At 62.9% G+C, this 15,520-nt stretch carries 16 protein-coding genes; 11 read left to right on the top strand and 5 right to left on the bottom strand.

The window, feature by feature from the left end; genetic code table 11:
* Positions 1–9 precede the first annotated feature (9 nt).
* Complete coding sequence (locus tag BLW80_RS20675; RefSeq protein ID WP_093759424.1) at positions 10–1,197, bottom strand: alpha-D-ribose 1-methylphosphonate 5-triphosphate diphosphatase; 1,188 nt, start codon at positions 1,195–1,197, stop codon at positions 10–12.
* Entirely contained in the window at positions 1,194–1,844 is a 651-nt protein-coding gene (locus BLW80_RS20670; RefSeq protein WP_093759423.1) for an LbetaH domain-containing protein, read from the bottom strand. The genes BLW80_RS20675 and BLW80_RS20670 overlap by 4 nt, the downstream gene beginning before the upstream one ends.
* Positions 1,845–2,068: 224 nt before the next feature.
* On the opposite strand from BLW80_RS20670, the gene phnC reads away from it, so the two are divergent.
* The 4 genes from phnC (at position 2,069) to phnE (BLW80_RS20650) (ending at position 5,927) form a co-directional block, all read left to right on the top strand.
* Complete coding sequence (gene phnC / locus BLW80_RS20665; RefSeq protein WP_089262019.1) at positions 2,069–2,878, top strand: phosphonate ABC transporter ATP-binding protein; 810 nt, start codon at positions 2,069–2,071, stop codon at positions 2,876–2,878.
* A 112-nt stretch (positions 2,879–2,990) separates the two neighbouring features.
* Positions 2,991–3,929, top strand: a complete 939-nt coding sequence (gene phnD, locus BLW80_RS20660; RefSeq protein WP_093759422.1) for a phosphonate ABC transporter substrate-binding protein — start codon at positions 2,991–2,993, stop codon at positions 3,927–3,929.
* Between the two features lie 268 nt (positions 3,930–4,197).
* Positions 4,198–5,082: a phosphonate ABC transporter, permease protein PhnE gene (phnE, locus tag BLW80_RS20655; protein ID WP_093759421.1), complete on the top strand. Its 885-nt coding sequence runs from the start codon at positions 4,198–4,200 to the stop codon at positions 5,080–5,082.
* Positions 5,079–5,927: a phosphonate ABC transporter, permease protein PhnE gene (gene phnE / locus BLW80_RS20650; RefSeq protein ID WP_093759420.1), complete on the top strand. Its 849-nt coding sequence runs from the start codon at positions 5,079–5,081 to the stop codon at positions 5,925–5,927. Before phnE (BLW80_RS20655) ends, phnE (BLW80_RS20650) begins: the two co-directional genes overlap by 4 nt.
* 125 nt (positions 5,928–6,052) lie before the next feature.
* Here phnE (BLW80_RS20650) and BLW80_RS20645 read toward each other — a convergent pair whose 3' ends face one another.
* Positions 6,053–6,703 (bottom strand): glutathione binding-like protein, encoded by a 651-nt coding sequence (locus BLW80_RS20645; RefSeq protein WP_093759419.1) that lies wholly within the window; start codon positions 6,701–6,703, stop codon positions 6,053–6,055.
* A 99-nt stretch (positions 6,704–6,802) separates the two neighbouring features.
* On the opposite strand from BLW80_RS20645, the gene BLW80_RS20640 reads away from it, so the two are divergent.
* The 7 genes from BLW80_RS20640 (at position 6,803) to BLW80_RS20610 (ending at position 12,224) form a co-directional block, all read left to right on the top strand.
* Positions 6,803–7,465, top strand: coding sequence for a TetR/AcrR family transcriptional regulator (locus BLW80_RS20640; protein ID WP_093759418.1), 663 nt, complete (start codon positions 6,803–6,805; stop codon positions 7,463–7,465).
* 90 nt (positions 7,466–7,555) lie between these two features.
* Positions 7,556–7,921 (top strand): YciI family protein, encoded by a 366-nt coding sequence (locus BLW80_RS20635; RefSeq protein WP_092139199.1) that lies wholly within the window; start codon positions 7,556–7,558, stop codon positions 7,919–7,921.
* Positions 7,918–9,252: an RNA polymerase sigma factor gene (locus BLW80_RS20630; protein WP_093759417.1), complete on the top strand. Its 1,335-nt coding sequence runs from the start codon at positions 7,918–7,920 to the stop codon at positions 9,250–9,252. The genes BLW80_RS20635 and BLW80_RS20630 overlap by 4 nt, the downstream gene beginning before the upstream one ends.
* Positions 9,253–9,422: 170 nt before the next feature.
* Positions 9,423–9,824 carry a DoxX family protein gene (locus BLW80_RS20625; RefSeq protein ID WP_244528361.1) on the top strand — a complete coding sequence of 134 codons (402 nt, stop codon included), beginning with the start codon at positions 9,423–9,425 and terminating at the stop codon, positions 9,822–9,824.
* Between the two features lie 15 nt (positions 9,825–9,839).
* Positions 9,840–10,247: a VOC family protein gene (locus BLW80_RS20620; protein ID WP_068733526.1), complete on the top strand. Its 408-nt coding sequence runs from the start codon at positions 9,840–9,842 to the stop codon at positions 10,245–10,247.
* 254 nt (positions 10,248–10,501) lie between these two features.
* The gene (locus BLW80_RS20615; RefSeq protein WP_093759415.1) at positions 10,502–11,701 is read left to right on the top strand and encodes a multidrug effflux MFS transporter; all 1,200 of its coding nucleotides are present in this window, start codon (positions 10,502–10,504) and stop codon (positions 11,699–11,701) included.
* Positions 11,702–11,741: 40 nt separating this feature from the next.
* Complete coding sequence (locus tag BLW80_RS20610; protein ID WP_093759414.1) at positions 11,742–12,224, top strand: anthrone oxygenase family protein; 483 nt, start codon at positions 11,742–11,744, stop codon at positions 12,222–12,224.
* A 30-nt stretch (positions 12,225–12,254) separates the two neighbouring features.
* Here BLW80_RS20610 and BLW80_RS20605 read toward each other — a convergent pair whose 3' ends face one another.
* The gene (locus BLW80_RS20605) at positions 12,255–14,501 is read right to left on the bottom strand and encodes a TonB-dependent siderophore receptor (RefSeq protein WP_093759413.1); all 2,247 of its coding nucleotides are present in this window, start codon (positions 14,499–14,501) and stop codon (positions 12,255–12,257) included.
* Positions 14,502–14,685: 184 nt separating this feature from the next.
* Positions 14,686–15,489 carry an SDR family NAD(P)-dependent oxidoreductase gene (locus BLW80_RS20600; protein WP_092139189.1) on the bottom strand — a complete coding sequence of 268 codons (804 nt, stop codon included), beginning with the start codon at positions 15,487–15,489 and terminating at the stop codon, positions 14,686–14,688.
* Between the last annotated feature and the right edge of the window lie 31 nt (positions 15,490–15,520).

Here is a 15,520-nt window from a genome sequence, read left to right as displayed (position 1 = left end):
GGAGCCGCGTTACGCCGCGGCAATAGCTTTGCGTTGCATGGCACGCGCCGGCTGCAGGCGCGTGGCATCGGTGAGATGCACGAGCTTGCCCTGTGCGATCACGGCGACGATGCGGGGACGCATTGCGATGCTGTCATCGACGAGCAGCAAATCAGCGCGGCGCCCGCCCGCGATCTCGCCGCGGTCGGTGAGCCCGGCAGCCTTGGCCGGTGCGGACGAGATCAGCGTCCAGGCCTGCGGCAGTGACAGGATACGATCCTCGACCAGTCGGAATGCGGCCAGCAATTGCGCGGGATAATAATAGTCCGATGCGAGGATCGAGCAGAGGCCCTTGGCGATCATGTCGGACGCCTTGGTCCAGCCGGTATGGCTGCCGCCGCGCACCACATTGGGCGCGCCGAACACGATGAAATCGCCGGCATCGGCGGCGGCTTGTGCGGTTTCCACGTTGATCGGGAATTCGGCGATATTGACGCCGAGCCTGCGGAAGTCATCGCGCATCGTAGGCGTTGCGTCATCATGCGAGAGCGTCGGCACGCCGGCAGCGCTCGCCGCTTTGGCGAGGCGGGCAATCGAGGCAGGCACCTCATCGGCGCGCGACAGCACGCGATCGACCAGCTGGTCGAAGGCATCGCTGCTGAGCCCGGTACGTTCGACCATCCGCGCGCGCTTTGCCGGCTTTGAGATGCCGGCGATGTCCATATGATCGTTGAAGGCGAGCAGATCGATGCGGCCGGCCTGCAGCCAGCCGACGATCTCATCTTCGGCGTCGAGATTGAACGTTTCCTGCCGCAGATGGAAGCGCGTGTCGGAGGCGAGCTTCGGCCGCAGCGTCTCGATGGCATCCAGCAGCTTGCGGGCGTTCTCCGCGCCGCGCAGGCCCGGCTCCCAGGACCACGTGGTGCCGTGAAACACTGTGGTGATGCCATTGGCGATGGCCTGCCGATCGCTGTCGATCAAGGCGACATCGACCGGGAAGTCGACGCCGGGGCGCGGCATCAACTGCCGCTCGAAGGCGTCGCCATGCAGGTCGACGATTCCCGGCAGCACCAGCAGATCGGAGGCATCGAGGCCGAGCGCGCCATGGGGCGCATCCGATCCGATGTCCGCAATCACGCCATCCCCAATCTGCAGCGAAGTCTCGGCGATGTCCTGGCCGAGCAAAGTGCGTCCGCCGTCGATGAAAAGTCCAGTCATGTCACTGCCATCCGCCTGGGCGCCTTGACGCCTTTATACTTGCTCAGGAAATCCTCGACCGGGAGCTTGCGGAAATCCGGTAGCGCCTGTCGTAGCATCTCGTGGTCCCAGTTCCACCAGGCGAGGTCCATCAGCCCGTCTTCCACGGCTTCCGAAAATCGTCGCCGCACCGGCCGCGCCGGATTGCCGGCGACGATCGTATAGGGGGCGACGTCCTTGGTCACGATGGCCCCGGCGGCGATCACCGCGCCGGTGCCGATATTGCGGCCGGGCAGCACGATGGCGCCATGGCCGAGCCACACATCGTGGCCGATAGTGCAATGATGTTCGCGTCGCCAGGCAAAGAAGTCGGCGTCGTCGCTTTCGCCGGGGAAGTAGGCACTGGCGCGATAGGTGAAGTGCGCCTGTGTCGCCCGGTGCATCGGGTGATTGCCGGGATTGATCCGGATCATCGCCGCGATCGAGCAGAACTTGCCGATCGTCGTGTAGGTGATCTGGCCGTCATTCACGACATATGAATAGTCGCCCATCGCCACTTCGTTGAGGATCGTGCGCGCGCCGACTTCGGTATAGGCGCCGAGCTCGGTATCGACGAGTTTCGCGGTGGGATCGACCGCTGGCGTGAGCGAGAGTTGTTTTCCGGCCATGTGACGCTCGTGCGACGGAAGAGGAATCGGTGGGTGATATATTAGAGTGAGCGCTGGCGCGCGGGCACCTCTTCGGTCGGTTTCGTGACGGTGTCGTGACATCAGCATGAATTCGGGCGTGTTTTTCCCGCAACGACGATAACCCGTATGCGCAGGGCACATGTCACATCATTGTTAAACGCGGGCGTTACCGGTGGCGATGTCTATTGTCATTGGAGTGCCTCATGCTGGTGGTGGATAAGCTGACGTGCCGTTTCGGCGCCAAGGCAGCCGTCGATAACGCATCGTTCGAGATCAAGCCCGGCGCATTCGTCGGCGTGATCGGTCGTTCCGGTGCCGGCAAGTCGACCATGCTGCGCATGATCAATCGCCTGTGCGAGCCGACCGAAGGCCGTATCGTATTTGATGGCGTGGATGTTACCGCACTCAAGGGCCGCGATCTGCGCAAGTGGCGCGCGCGCTCGGCGATGATCTTCCAGCAGTTCAATCTCGTCGGCCGTCTCGACGTGCTGACCAATGTGCTGATGGGCCGTCTGGCCGAGATGCCGCAGTGGCGCTCGCTGACCCAGATGTGGCCCGAGGACGACCGTGCGCTGGCGATGTCGGCGCTGGAGCAGTTCGACATGGCGCAATACGCCTCGCAACGCGCCGACCAGCTTTCCGGCGGTCAGCAGCAGCGCGTCGCCATTGCCCGCGCCCTCGTGCAGCAGCCCGACATCATACTTGCGGACGAGCCGATCGCATCATTGGATCCGCGCAATACCCGCATCGTCATGGATGCACTGCTGCGGATCAACAAGCACTTCGGCATCACCGTGATGTGCAACCTGCATTCGCTCGATCTGGCGCGGACCTATTGCGATCGCCTGATCGGCATGTCCGCCGGCCGCGTCGTGTTCGATGGCGCGCCGTCCGCGCTCACCGAGCATATCGCCCGTGAACTCTACGATCTCGAAGCCGATGAGGTGATGGGATCGGCGCATATGCCGACGCCTGTCCGCGTTCCCGAATACGGTGTTGCTGCCGTCGCGTGATTGCAGTGCGTTGAAATTATCGCGGTGACGTCATCGTAACGATGGCATCGCCGCGATAGACGCGCCTTCTACCAAGAAAAACGTTTCACCTCAGATCAAAACAGGGACTGTCATGATCAACCGTCGCTCCATTCTGCTCAGCGCTGCGGCGCTGGCTTTCGCCGCCACCTCGGCCTCGGCCCAGGATTACAAGGCCAAGTATCCGGAACTGACCTTCGCCATCATCCCGGCAGAAAACGCCTCGGGCGTCACCGAGCGCTGGGCGCCCTTCGTCGCCTATCTGTCGAAAGAACTCGGCGTGAAGGTCAATTTGCGCATCGCCAATGACTACGCAGCCGTCATCGAAGGCCAGCGCTCCGGCAACATCCACATCGCCAGCTATGGTTCGGCCTCGTTCGCGCGCGCCCGCCTCACCGGCGTCAAGACCGATGCCTTTGCCAACGACATCAACATCGATGGCTCGACGGGCTATTACTCGGTGTTCTTCGTCAAGGCGAACAGCGCTTACAAGACCATCGATAATCTGAAGGGCAAGAACCTCGGTCTGGTCGATCCGAATTCGACCTCCGGCAACAACGTGCCGCGCTTCGAGCTGGACAAGATGGGCATCTCCGATGCCGACACCTATTTCAGCAAGGTCGTGTTCACCGGCAGCCACGAAAATGCGCTGCTGGCGCTGTCGCAGGGCACCGTCGATGTCGCCGCCAACCAGTGGACCAACGACAACGACTCGACGTTGCAGCAGATGCTGACCAAGGGCATGCTGAAGAATGCCGACGGCACGCCGATGAAGAAGGAAGATTTCCGCATCATCCACAAGTCGGCCCCGATCATCAACGGCCCCTATGCCTATAGCTCCGACCTGCCGGAAGAGCTGAAGGTCGCCATCGCCAAGGCCTTCGTCGATGCACCGACCAAGGACAAGGCGGCTTTTGATCGCCTGTCGGACGGCCAGAAGAAGGGCTTCCATGCCGCGACCACCAAGGATTGGGACGCGACCATCGACCTGATCAAGTTCGTCGACGCGCTTCGTAAGAAGAAGGCGTCCTGATCGCCAGATCATTGAAGGGAGCCGGATCAGCAATGGTCCGGCTCCTTTTCTGTGTGGAACGCTGCGGTTTCTTCCCTCGCCCCGCTTGCGGGGAGAGGGTGGCTTCGCGAAGCGAAGACGGGTGAGGGGGAGCCAGCAAGTGAAACACTGGCTCCCCCTCACCCGAAGCCTCGCTAACGCTCGGCTCCGACCTCTCCCCGCAAGCGGGGAGAGGTTATCCTGAGCGCAGCGACCTGACTGTATGTTACTTTCATAGGCACAACCTTTCATGTCCGCCGCCGTTTCCATCCTTCCGGCTCCGCAGCTCGCTGCGCTGAACGACGCCTATCGCAAGGCGGTGGCACGCCGGCGGTTGCGCACGCTGTTCGTTGTGGTGGCTTGCTTTGCAGCGCTGTTCGTCGCGGCGCTGGGCGCCGAGGTTAATCTCAGGACCTTCATCGAGAAGATCGGCAACTTCGGCAGCTATTTCGATCGCATCTTCACGCTCGAAGCCGGCACCCGGGTCTGGACAGATGTCAATGAATGGTTCTGGGGTTGGAAGAAGTGGCTGTCGCTGCTCGGCGAGACCGTGCTGATTAGCTATGTCGGTACGCTGATCGGCGCCGTGCTGGCCTTCGGGCTGAATTTTCTCGCGGCCGAGAACACTGCGCCCTCAGTGCCGCTGCGCTTTGCCGTGCGCCGCTTCATGGAATTCTGCCGGACCGTGCCGGATATCGTGTTCGCGCTGATCTTCGTCATCGCCTTTGGCCTCGGCCCGATGGCCGGCGTGTTGGCCATTGCGATCCACTGCGTTGGGGCGCTCGGCAAGCTCTATGGCGAGATCGTCGAGAATATCGACATGAAGCCGGTGGAAGGCATTCGCTCGACCGGAGCGGGCTGGATCGACTGCATGCGCTTTGCGGTGCTGCCGCAGGTCGCGGCCGGATTTGCGAGCTACACGCTGCTGCGCTTCGAGATCAATGTGCGTGGTGCCTCCGTGATGGGCTTCGTCGGCGCCGGCGGCATCGGCCAGGAACTCGTCGTTGCTGTCAGAAAGTTCTATTATTCCGACGTCAGTGCGATCCTGCTGATGATCATCGTCACGGTCTTCATCATCGACATCGGCACGGGCTGGCTGCGCGGCCGTCTGTTCGGCAAGGAAGCCAGATCATGAGCAGGCAGCCTGACGTCAATACCCCCGCGTTGCGCGGGCGCTATCCTGATGTCTTCAACCGCCCGATGGCGTCGCGCGCCGGTGTGCCCGCCATCCTGGTCGCGGCGCTGGCGCTTTTCATCTTCGGGCTCAATGAACTCGATTTCTCGCCGGCGCGGATGTGGACCGGCCTGCGCGAACTTGGCTGGATCACGATGATGATGATCCCGCCGGATCCCGGCTCGTCACTGCCTGCCTATCTGCACGCGATGGGCGAGACGCTGTCGATCGCGCTGCTTGGCACCACCCTTGCTGCAGTGTTCGCGCTGCCGGTCAGTCTGCTCGCGGCACGCAACGTCATTCCGTCCGCCTGGCTGCGCTTTCCGGTCCGGCGTTTTCTGGATTCGATTCGCGGCGTCGATACGCTGATCTGGGCGCTGGTCTGGATCAACGTCGTCGGTCTCGGCCCGTTTGCCGGCGTGCTGGCGATCGCGATTTCGGATTTCGGCGCCTTCGGCAAATTGTTTTCGGAAGCCATTGAAGCCGCCGACAAGAAGCAGGTCGAGGGCATCCGCGCCTCCGGCGGCAGCGCACTGCACGAGATTCGTTTTGGCTTGATGCCGCAGGTTCTGCCTGTCATCGCCGGACAGGTGCTGTATTTCATCGAGTCCAACACCCGCTCCGCCACCATCATCGGCATTGTCGGTGCGGGCGGTATCGGTCTTCAGCTCGCCGAGCAAATCCGCGTGCTGGAATGGCAGAAGGTCTCGTTTCTGATCCTGATGATCCTGGTCGCCGTGGCGGCAATCGACTGGATCTCCAGCCGATTGCGCTTTGCCATCATCGGTCGCCGCGCGGTGGCCTAACAACACATTCTGTCATGGCCGGGCTTGTCCCGGCCATCCACGTCTTTGTATGCGGCCAAGACGTGGATGCCCGGCATGGCGCCGGGCATGACGAGTTCTAGTTAGATCCAGGGTGGATTAGTTGATCACGCCGCCGTCTTGTGCCGTTCCTGTTCGGCCTTGAACAGTTCGAACTCTTCAGTGACCGCGCGCACGATGCTCGGGCGTTCGCGCAGGCGCTTGTGATAGGCCTTGATCGCCGGCCAGTTGTTCAGATCGATTTCCGGCAACACCATCGTCCAGTTTAGCACCGTGACAAGATAGGCGTCGGCGACGCTGAACCTGTCGAGCAGGAAGTCGCGTCCGGTGAGATGGTTTTCGAGATAGGTCAGCCGCGACAACCCGCTTTGTAGTGCATAGGCCTTCATCTCCGGGGGCGCCTTCTTGGCCAGCAACGGGACGAACAGCCCCTTGTGCAGTTCCGTGCCGATGAAGCAGAGCCACTGCTGCAGCCGGCTGCGGTCGATGCCCGAACCCGCGGCGATGGGGGAGTGTGGAAACCAGTCGGCGACATGCTGCAGGATCGCAGCATTCTCGGTGAGGATGACGCCATCGTCGGTGCGCAGCGTCGGCACCAGACCGAGCGGATTCACGTCGCGGAAATCCGAACCGTCGTTGCGCACCTCCTTGTTCAGTGGATCGACCTCGAAGAACCGGGCATCGGCGCCGGCTTCGGCCTCATACAGCGCGATGCGAGTGGCCATCGAACAGGCCATCGGGGAGAAATACAGATCCATGGAAGCCTCCTTGAGATAGCGGACTGTTGCGACCGGTCCGCCGGTTGATTTTCGTACCGTCTCGCATAATATAACTCTGGTCAAGGGATTTAATGCGAAATGGTACAAAAAAAGAAAAAGCCCGTCGTCGTGGCGAAGCCGGAGGTGGCCACCGAGCCGAAGCGCCGCGGCAGGCCACGCGCCTATGAGCCCGACGTGGCGATCGGTCAGGCGCTGGCGTTGTTTCGCAAAGGCGGTTATGCGGCGACGTCGCTCGACGATCTCAGCGAAGTGACCGGCATGAACCGGCCGTCGCTCTACGGCGCCTTCGGCGACAAGCGCGCGCTCTATATCAAGAGCTACCAGCGCTATCGCGACGACTACACCGTCCGGGTCATCGCGATCTTCAAGGCCGATATCGACATCCGGGAGCGGCTGCGCCGGTTCTTCGACGCGGCACTGGACATCTACACCACAGGCGATACCGCGCCGCGCGGCTGTTTTGCTGTCATGACGGTGGCGTCCGACGCTATCGCCGATCCGGAGATCGGCGCGATGATGCGCGAAAATTTTGTCGAGCTCGATGACGCCTTTGGCTGGTGTTTCAAGACCGCCGTCGCGCGCGGCGAATTGCCGGAGACGATCGATGTTCCCACGCTGTCGCAGATGGCGTCCGGGATACTGAATATGCTCTCGATCCGGTCCCGTGCCGGTGTTCCGCGCGCAGAGCTGGAGGCGTTCCTGCTGAAGGCGGTCGGCCTGTTATGCCGGTCCTCCGCATGACGTGTTCCACGTCGCCGCGCTCCCAACAATAATTTCCGCTAACCTGTCGGGATCGCACGATGCCGACCGTCTTTCATCCAAGGAGACCCCATGCTTTACGCCATCCTCTGCTACCATGATGAAGCCGTTGTCGGCGGCTGGTCGAAGGACGAAGACGACGCCGTGATGGCGAAGCTCGCCGTTGTGCACGGCAAGCTCGCGCAGCAGGGCCGGCTCGGTCCCGTTGCGCGACTGCTGCCGACCACCGCGGCGACAACGTTGCGCAAGGACGAGCCGCCGGTGGTGCTGGACGGCCCCTTCGCTGAAACCAAGGAACAGTTGCTCGGCTTCTATGTGGTCGAGGCAGAAAATCTCGACGGCGCGCTGGAGATTGCGCAGGACCTCGGCCGCGCCAATCCCGGCGGCGCCTATGAAATTCGCCCGATCGGCGTCTTCCACGGAGCGTTCCAGCCATGACCGATGTCGCCTGGATCGATGCGGCGCTGACCTCGGCGCGTCCCCAGGCGCTTGGCGCGTTGCTGCGCTATTTCCGCAACCTTGATACCGCGGAAGAGGCGTTCCAGAACGCCTGCCTGCGCGCGCTGAAGACCTGGCCGCAAAATGGGCCGCCGCGCGATGCCGCGGCCTGGCTGATCATGGTCGGTCGCAACGTCGCTATCGACGATATCCGCCGTGGCGCGAAGCAGCAGCCGCTGCCGGAGGACGACCACGCGATATCCGATCTGGACGATGCCGAGAGCGAGCTCGCCGAGCGCCTCGATGGATCGCATTATCGCGACGACATTCTGCGGCTGCTGTTCATCTGCTGCCATCCGCAACTCCTGGCGACGCAGCAGATTGCGCTGGCACTGCGGATCGTCTCGGGCCTGACGGTGAAGCAGATCGCCCGCGCGTTCCTCGTCTCGGATGCCGCGATGGAACAGCGCATCACCCGCGCCAAATCTGCCGTCGCCAAGGCCAATGTGCCGTTCGAGACGCCCGGCGCGCCGGAGCGCAGCGAGCGTCTCGCTGCTGTGGCCGCCATGCTCTATCTGATCTTCAACGAGGGCTATTCGGCGTCAGGCGAAAGTATCGATCTGCGCGCGCCGTTGTGTGAGGAGGCGATCCGCCTGGGACGATTGCTGCTCAAGCTGTTTCCGGCCGAGCCGGAGATCATGGGCCTGGTAGCGTTGATGCTGCTGCAATATGCCCGCTCGGCGGCGCGTTTCGATGCCAATGGTGCGCTGGTGCTGCTCGACGATCAGGACCGCACGCTGTGGAACGGCAAGATGATCGCCGAAGGCCTGGCGTTGATCGACAAGGCGATGCGCCATCGCCGCACCGGCGCCTACCAGATCCAGGCGGCCATTGCCGCGTTGCATGCGCGTGCGGCGAAGCCGGAACACACCGACTGGGCACAGATCGACCTGCTTTATGGCTCGCTGGAAATCCTGCAGCCGTCGCCGGTGATCACGCTCAACCGCTCGGTGGCGGTTTCGAAAGTGCGCGGTCCCGAAGCCGCGCTGGAGATGATTGCGCCATTGGCCGCAAAGCTCTCGAACTATTTCCACTTTTTCGGCGTGCAAGGCGCATATCTGATGCAGCTCGGCCGCAACGATGAAGCGCGGGAAAGCTTCAACCGCGCCATCGCGCTGGCCAATACGTCGGCGGAGGCGGATCACATCCGGATGCATCTCGATCGGCTGATGCTGGAGAGCAAGCCGCCGAACAGTAGCCGCAAACGAAAGACGGGCGAGACGCTTTCTGCTCCCTCCCCCCTTGCGGGGGAGGGCCGGGGAGGGGGGTAACCACAAGCGATGGCGTGTGTGGCACCCCCCTCCTGGCGCTGTGCGCCACCCTCCCCCGCAAGGGGGGAGGGAAGAAAGTACACCGCGAATAATTTCTATGGCGGTGTCGGATTGCGTCGATGCCGCTCGTCTTTGAGACATCGGCAGCTATTCGAACACAGGACCATTTCATGCCCGTTTCCCGTACCGCGCTCTGGATCGGCCGCATTCTCAGCGGCCTCGTCATTCTCTTTCTTGTGATGGATGGCGGGATCAAGCTAGTGCCGATCAAGGAGGTTACCGAGACCATGCAGCAGCTCGGCTACAGCGGCAGTATGGCGCAGGCGCGCGGCCTTGGCGTTCTCACGCTGCTCTGCGCATTGTTTTACGCGATCCCGCGCACGTCCGTTTTCGGCGCCATTCTGCTCACCGGGCTTCTCGGCGGCGCGATGGCGACGCATCTGCGCGTCGACAGCCCGCTGTTCACGCATCTGTTGTTTGGCTTTTACATCGGCGTGATGGCATGGGGTGGGCTGTACCTGCGCGATCCCCGTTTGCGCGCGATGATCCCGATCCGACCCCAAAGTCTTTAACCGGAGGAAAGAGCGATGCAGGTCAATCCCTATCTTCACTACAACGGCAATTGCGAAGAGGCCCTCAATTTCTATGTGAAGGCAATCGGGGCCAAGATCGACGTCATCATGCATGTGGAAGGCTCGCCCGCGGCGGAACAGATGCCGCCGTCGATGGCCAAGAAGGTGCTGCATGGCCAGATCTCGGTCGATGGCGAGGTCATCATGGCCTCGGACGCGCCGCCGGATTATTTCGAGAAGATGCAGGGCATGTCGGTCTGTCTGCAGATCCAGGATCCTGCAGATGGCGCCAAGGTCTTCGCGGCATTGTCCGAGGGCGGCACCATCAAGATGCCGTTCGGCGCCACGTTCTGGTCAAAGGGATTTGGTATGTGTGTCGACAAATTCGGCGCGCCCTGGATGATCAACTGCGCGATGGAGTGATTGGGCAACGTACGCTCTGTCTAACCTCTCCCCGCACTTGCGCGGGGAGAGGTCGCCGCGTCTTCGCGGCGGGTGAGGGGCGGGGCGCGATGCCAACCGCTTGATTGGCGTGTAGAGCTCGCTTCCGCTACAAGGCGCCCCGTCAGATCATTGGTGTTGTGAGAGGCTGTGCCTTGCTCCTCATCCCAGCCGGCGTGTCACGATCAGCGATCGAAGATGCGTCGCGGCCACGTTGAACAAGAAAAGAAAATCCCATGTCCGCCTTTACCCGCAACGCCGTCGTGCTCGGCCTGCTCTCCGCCGTCGGTCCCTTCGCCATCGACATGTATCTGCCGGCGCTGCCGGCGATCACCGCCGATTTGCACACCACGACCTCGGCGACGCAGATGACGCTGATTGCGTTCTTCATTGCTTTCGGCCTGTGCCAGATCGCTTATGGCCCGCTGTCCGACGTCTATGGCCGCAAGGCGCCGCTCTATGCGGGTCTGACGCTGTTCATCGCCGGCTCGATCGGTTGCGCGCTGGCACCGGGTGTGGCCTGGCTGATCGCGTTCCGTTTCGTCCAGGGACTCGGCGCCGCCGCCATGGGCGTGATCCCGCGCGCCATCATTCGCGATCTGCACACCGGCCCTGAGGCGACGAAACTGATGGCGCTGGTGATGCTGGTATTCTCGGTATCGCCGATACTCGCGCCGCTCGGCGGCAGCGCGTTGATCGTGCCGTTCGGCTGGCGTGCGGTGTTCGTCGCAACGACCATCGCAGCAGTCATTGCTCTTGTGCTGGTGGCCTCGCTGCTGCCGGAGACGCGCCCTGCGCATGAGCGCATCTCGGGCAGCGTGCGCAATGTGCTCGGCAGCTTCGGCGAGCTTTTGCGCGACTGGCACTTCCTCGGGCTCACCTTCATCGGTGGTCTCGGCATGGCGAGCTTCTTTGCGTTCCTGGCGACGTCGTCCTTCGTCTATATCGGGCACTATGGCCTGACGCCGACGCAATACAGCCTGGCTTTCTCGGTCAACGCCATCGGCTTCATCGGCGCCTCGCAATTCGCGGGCTATCTCGGTGGCCGCTTCGGCATGGGCCGCGTGGTGATGGCGGCGGTGTCGGCCTATGCGTTTTTCGCAGTCGTGCTGCTGGCGCTCACGCTGGCCGGTTTCACCAGCCTTGCCGTGCTGATCCCGCTGCTGTTCGTGTCCTTCGCCTTCCTCGGTCTGGTGATCCCGTCGACCATGGTGCTGTCGCTGGAGAACCACGGCCCCATCGCCGGCATCGCCTCCGCCCTGGGCGGTACGCTGCAGATGGTCACCGGTGGTCTGATGATCGGCGTGTCCGGCCTGTTCTTCGATGGCACCTCGCTGCCGATGGTGGCGACCATCGCCTGCACGGCGGTTGGTGCGCTTGTCGTCAGTATTGCCACGCTGCGCCCGCGCGAACTTTCGCCGCAGCTCGCGGAGTAGTAAAACTGCTAGGCTGAGCGCCGACAGGGTCGAGGTGAGGATGGGACGAATGTCGTTCGGCCTGACATTTGCGGCAGCGATAGGCTCCGGCCTGATGGCCGGGTTGTTCTTCGTGTTCTCGGTCACGGTGATGACCGCGCTCGGCAAGCTGCCAGCGCCGGCCGGTATTGCCGCGATGCAGTCGATCAACAGCACGATTCTCAGCCCGCTGTTCCTCACCGCTTTTATGGGCACGGTGCTGCTCTGCGTCATCATCGCTGTGATCGCGGTACTGAACTGGTCGCATCCGGCGTCACCCTATCTCGTCACGGGTGCACTGCTCTATACCGTCGGTACCTTCCTCGTCACCGTTGTCTTCAACGTGCCGCTGAACGACGCGCTCGCTGCCGCACCCGCCGACAGCGCCGAGACTGCAAGTCTGTGGACGCGCTATCTGTCGGTCTGGACCGGCTGGAACCACGTGCGCACGGCGGCATCCACCGGCGCGCTGGCCTTTTTTATGCTGGGGCTCCGCGTTCTCTAGAGCGTTTTCGAGCGAAGCGGGTGCCAGGTCTCAGAACCGATACGTCGCGGTGCTCAGCAGCGTGCGGCCCATGCCGTAGAAGCAGTCGCCGAATGACAGACAGGTGGCGATGTTGCGGGTGTCGGCAATATTGGTCGCATTGAACTGCAGCCGCCACGGGCCGTTGTCCCAGCGCACCATGGCATCGAACAGCGTGTAGTCGGGCGTGCGGAGCAGGTCGATGCCGTCCCAGGATTCGCCGATATAACGCACACCGGCGCCGACGGTGACGTCAGGCAGGCCGAGCGAGGCCAGGCGATATTTTCCCCACAGAGACGCCTGCTGCTGCGGCACGCTGGCCACGCGCTTACCGGCATTGTCGCCGGACTCGATCCGCGCGTCGGTATAGGTATAGGCGCCGATGAGGTCGAGATTGGGTGTGACGCTGGTCAGCACTTCCAGCTCAAGGCCCTTGATCCGCACCTGGCCGGTCTGGATCGAGAAGACGCCGGGTCCGGAGGACAGCCGGTTGCGCTCGGTGGTGTCGTAGATAGCCGCATTGATCGCGGTGCCGGAAAACGGATTGTACTTGACGCCGACCTCAAACTGCTCGCCGCGCACCGGCTTGCAGAACCCGCTTTCGCAGGTGTTGGCGCCGAATACCGGGTTGAACGATTGCGCCCAGGACACATAGGGCGTCACGCCGAACGGCAGCTCATACATCAGCGCGGCGCGGCCGGTGGTGGCCCTGTCATTCTGGGTGGGCAGTCCCTCGACACTATAGCTGACATAGTCCTGCCGTACGCCGAGCAGCGCGAGCCATGGTCCCAGCCGCATCTGGTCCTGGGCATAGAAGCCGGTCTGGCCCTGTTGTGCCTGCCGATCGTCGGTCAGCGAGGCTGAGAAACTGCTATAGACCGGCGCATACAGATCGAACGGCCGCGGATCGAGGCCGGTGCCGCTGCGGGTTTTCTCGTGCAGGCCGAGATAGTCGATGCCCACCAGCACCTTGTGCGACACCGCTCCGGTCTGCAACTTGATTTCGGCATTGCTGTCGGAGGTGAAGGCGTCCTTCGCGGCCTGACGGGCATAATAGATCCGCTGCACGGTACGCCGGCCGGCGTCGAGGAATGGATTGGTGGGGTTGGAATACAGGTCCGGATACATGATGGCGTAATCGCCGTCGGTGTGGCTGTAGCGGAAGCTCTGCTTGATCTTCAGCGCATCGCCGAAGCTCTGCTCGTAGAGGCTGGTGATGCCGCCGGTGGTGATGTTGTAGCGATCGTAATTCGGCTCGCCGGCGAAGCGGTTGACCGGGATATAGCCGTTCGGGCCCGGCTTCAGCACGCCCTCGATGGGCAGGAAGGCGCTGAACGAGCTGGAACTGTCCTTCTGGTAGTTGCCGAGCACGGTCCAGGAGATGTCATTGGTCGGGCGCCAGGTCAGCGACGGCGCCAGCAGGATGCGGTCGTTCGGCACGTAGTCGACCTGCGAGTTGGAGTCGCGTAGCACGCCGACGAAGCGATACAGCCACTCGCCGTCCTTGGTCAGCTTGCCGGTGGAGTCCATCTGCAATTGCTTGCGGTCGAAGGAACCATATTGCACGCCGATCTCGTTGCGGGATTCGGCCTGCGGGCGCTTCGATACTTCGTTGAGAACGCCACCGGTGGACGAGCCGCCATACAGCACGGACGATGGCCCGCGCAGCACTTCGATGCGCTCCAGCGCGTAGGGATCGCGGCGCCATTCCAGCACCTGGCTCAGCCGCGAGCCCTGCATGCCATCGAGATAGCGGCTCGGTTCCTGGCCACGGATCAATGTGTAGTCGCCGCGGGCATCGCCGCCGAACGGATCGGCGGTCACGCCGGGCACATAGCGCAGGGTTTCCTGCACGGACAGGCCGCCCTGGTCGGTAATGCGATCGGCGGTCACGACCGAGATCGACTGCGGCGTCTCGCGCAGTGGCGTGTCGGTCTTGGTGCCGCCCATGCCGCGATTGGCGAGATAGCCCTGCACCGGCCCGGTGGCGGTTTCCGCACGAACGCCGGAAGCCGCGGCGGCAGCAGCAACTGGCGCGTTGTTGCGCGCAGCAGCCTGGCGCGTTGCACGCGCGCGTGCCGTCGATGGGCGGGTCGCGCGTGCACGCGCGGCCTGTCGAACGGGTTGATCCACCACCACGGCTGGCAACGCTGTGCTGCCTTGCGGCGATTGCGCCTGCGATGGCGTCGTGATCAACGCCAGCATTGGCAGTGCCGTCCCGACCAGCCATCCCAGATGTGTGGAAGATTTGAATGTCATTTGCCCGCACCCCATTACCAAGTGATGCAGGCGACTTATCACGCAGCGACGCAGCCGAAAGACGTCCGGGGCGTCATACAATTAGTCTGGAATTAGTATCTCTCTAAGTTGGCAAAGCTGCGCGATCGAATCGGCAGCCGCGCAATCCGGATGATGCTGCACGTCATCCGGGCACGGACCTTCGCTAGCCGTTGATGCCCTCGCGCCGCAGCGTCGGCAGGCCGATGCCCGTGGCGTCAAAACCGCCGTCGACCGCCAGCATCTGGCCGGTGATATAGCTCGACCGGTCGCTGCACAGGAAGAAGATCGCGTCGGCGAGTTCGTCCTCGCCGCCGTAGCGATTGAGCGGAATCGCATCGTGATAATCGGCGCGGATCGCCGGCGTATGCACGGCCTTGGCCATCGCGGTTTCCACCGGGCCCGGCGCCACCGCATTGACGCGAATGCCGAGCAGCGCAAGCTCGACAGCGGACTGTTTGGTGAAGTGAATGATGCCGGCCTTGCTGGTGCCGTAGGCGACGCGCAGGGTGGACGCGCGTAGCGCCGAGATCGAGGCGATGTTGACGATGGCGCCGCCGCCATGCTCGCGCATCAAGGGGGCCGCCGCCTTGGTGCACAGGAACGGGCCGGTAAGGTTCACGGCCATGATGCGTTCCCACTCCTCCAGCGTCGTCTCGAGCAGAGGCTTGAAATTCGCAATGCCGGCATTGTTGACCAGCGCATCGAGCCGGCCGAAGCGGGCCTGCGTGGCAGCAAAGGCCTTGTCGACAGCAGCGGCGTCGGAGACATCCGTATGCAGCGCCAGCGTGTTGTCGGGATCGTTCAGCGCCTTGACGCTGGCGTCGAGCAGCTCGCGTTCGATATCCAGCAGCGCGACACGATAGCCCTCGCCGAGAAAGCGCTTGGCGACCGCAAGGCCGATGCCGCGCGCGGCGCCGGTGACGAGTGCAACCTTGCGAATCTGTTCCTTGCCGTCAGCCTTGGTCATGTCCTGCCCTGTCGTCTTGATCGTTGCAGGC

Origin of the sequence: Tardiphaga sp. OK245, assembly GCF_900108575.1 — a bacterium.
GTDB lineage: Bacteria > Pseudomonadota > Alphaproteobacteria > Rhizobiales > Xanthobacteraceae > Tardiphaga > Tardiphaga robiniae.
The sequence above is the reverse complement of the archived record's forward strand: the minus strand, read 5'-3'. Positions and strand labels throughout refer to the sequence as shown.

Excerpts from the sequence above, each read along its gene's own strand:
- BLW80_RS20675 (WP_093759424.1), bottom strand. The coding sequence starts at position 1,197 with ATGACTGGACTTTTCATCGACGGCGGACGCACTTTGCTCGGCCAGGAC.
- BLW80_RS20670 (WP_093759423.1), bottom strand. The coding sequence starts at position 1,844 with ATGGCCGGAAAACAACTCTCGCTCACGCCAGCGGTCGATCCCACCGCG.
- phnC (WP_089262019.1), top strand. The coding sequence starts at position 2,069 with ATGCTGGTGGTGGATAAGCTGACGTGCCGTTTCGGCGCCAAGGCAGCC.
- phnD (WP_093759422.1), top strand. The coding sequence starts at position 2,991 with ATGATCAACCGTCGCTCCATTCTGCTCAGCGCTGCGGCGCTGGCTTTC.
- phnE (WP_093759421.1), top strand. The coding sequence starts at position 4,198 with ATGTCCGCCGCCGTTTCCATCCTTCCGGCTCCGCAGCTCGCTGCGCTG.
- phnE (WP_093759420.1), top strand. The coding sequence starts at position 5,079 with ATGAGCAGGCAGCCTGACGTCAATACCCCCGCGTTGCGCGGGCGCTAT.
- BLW80_RS20645 (WP_093759419.1), bottom strand. The coding sequence starts at position 6,703 with ATGGATCTGTATTTCTCCCCGATGGCCTGTTCGATGGCCACTCGCATC.
- BLW80_RS20640 (WP_093759418.1), top strand. The coding sequence starts at position 6,803 with ATGGTACAAAAAAAGAAAAAGCCCGTCGTCGTGGCGAAGCCGGAGGTG.
- BLW80_RS20635 (WP_092139199.1), top strand. The coding sequence starts at position 7,556 with ATGCTTTACGCCATCCTCTGCTACCATGATGAAGCCGTTGTCGGCGGC.
- BLW80_RS20630 (WP_093759417.1), top strand. The coding sequence starts at position 7,918 with ATGACCGATGTCGCCTGGATCGATGCGGCGCTGACCTCGGCGCGTCCC.
- BLW80_RS20625 (WP_244528361.1), top strand. The coding sequence starts at position 9,423 with ATGCCCGTTTCCCGTACCGCGCTCTGGATCGGCCGCATTCTCAGCGGC.
- BLW80_RS20620 (WP_068733526.1), top strand. The coding sequence starts at position 9,840 with ATGCAGGTCAATCCCTATCTTCACTACAACGGCAATTGCGAAGAGGCC.
- BLW80_RS20615 (WP_093759415.1), top strand. The coding sequence starts at position 10,502 with ATGTCCGCCTTTACCCGCAACGCCGTCGTGCTCGGCCTGCTCTCCGCC.
- BLW80_RS20610 (WP_093759414.1), top strand. The coding sequence starts at position 11,742 with ATGGGACGAATGTCGTTCGGCCTGACATTTGCGGCAGCGATAGGCTCC.
- BLW80_RS20605 (WP_093759413.1), bottom strand. The coding sequence starts at position 14,501 with ATGACATTCAAATCTTCCACACATCTGGGATGGCTGGTCGGGACGGCA.
- BLW80_RS20600 (WP_092139189.1), bottom strand. The coding sequence starts at position 15,489 with ATGACCAAGGCTGACGGCAAGGAACAGATTCGCAAGGTTGCACTCGTC.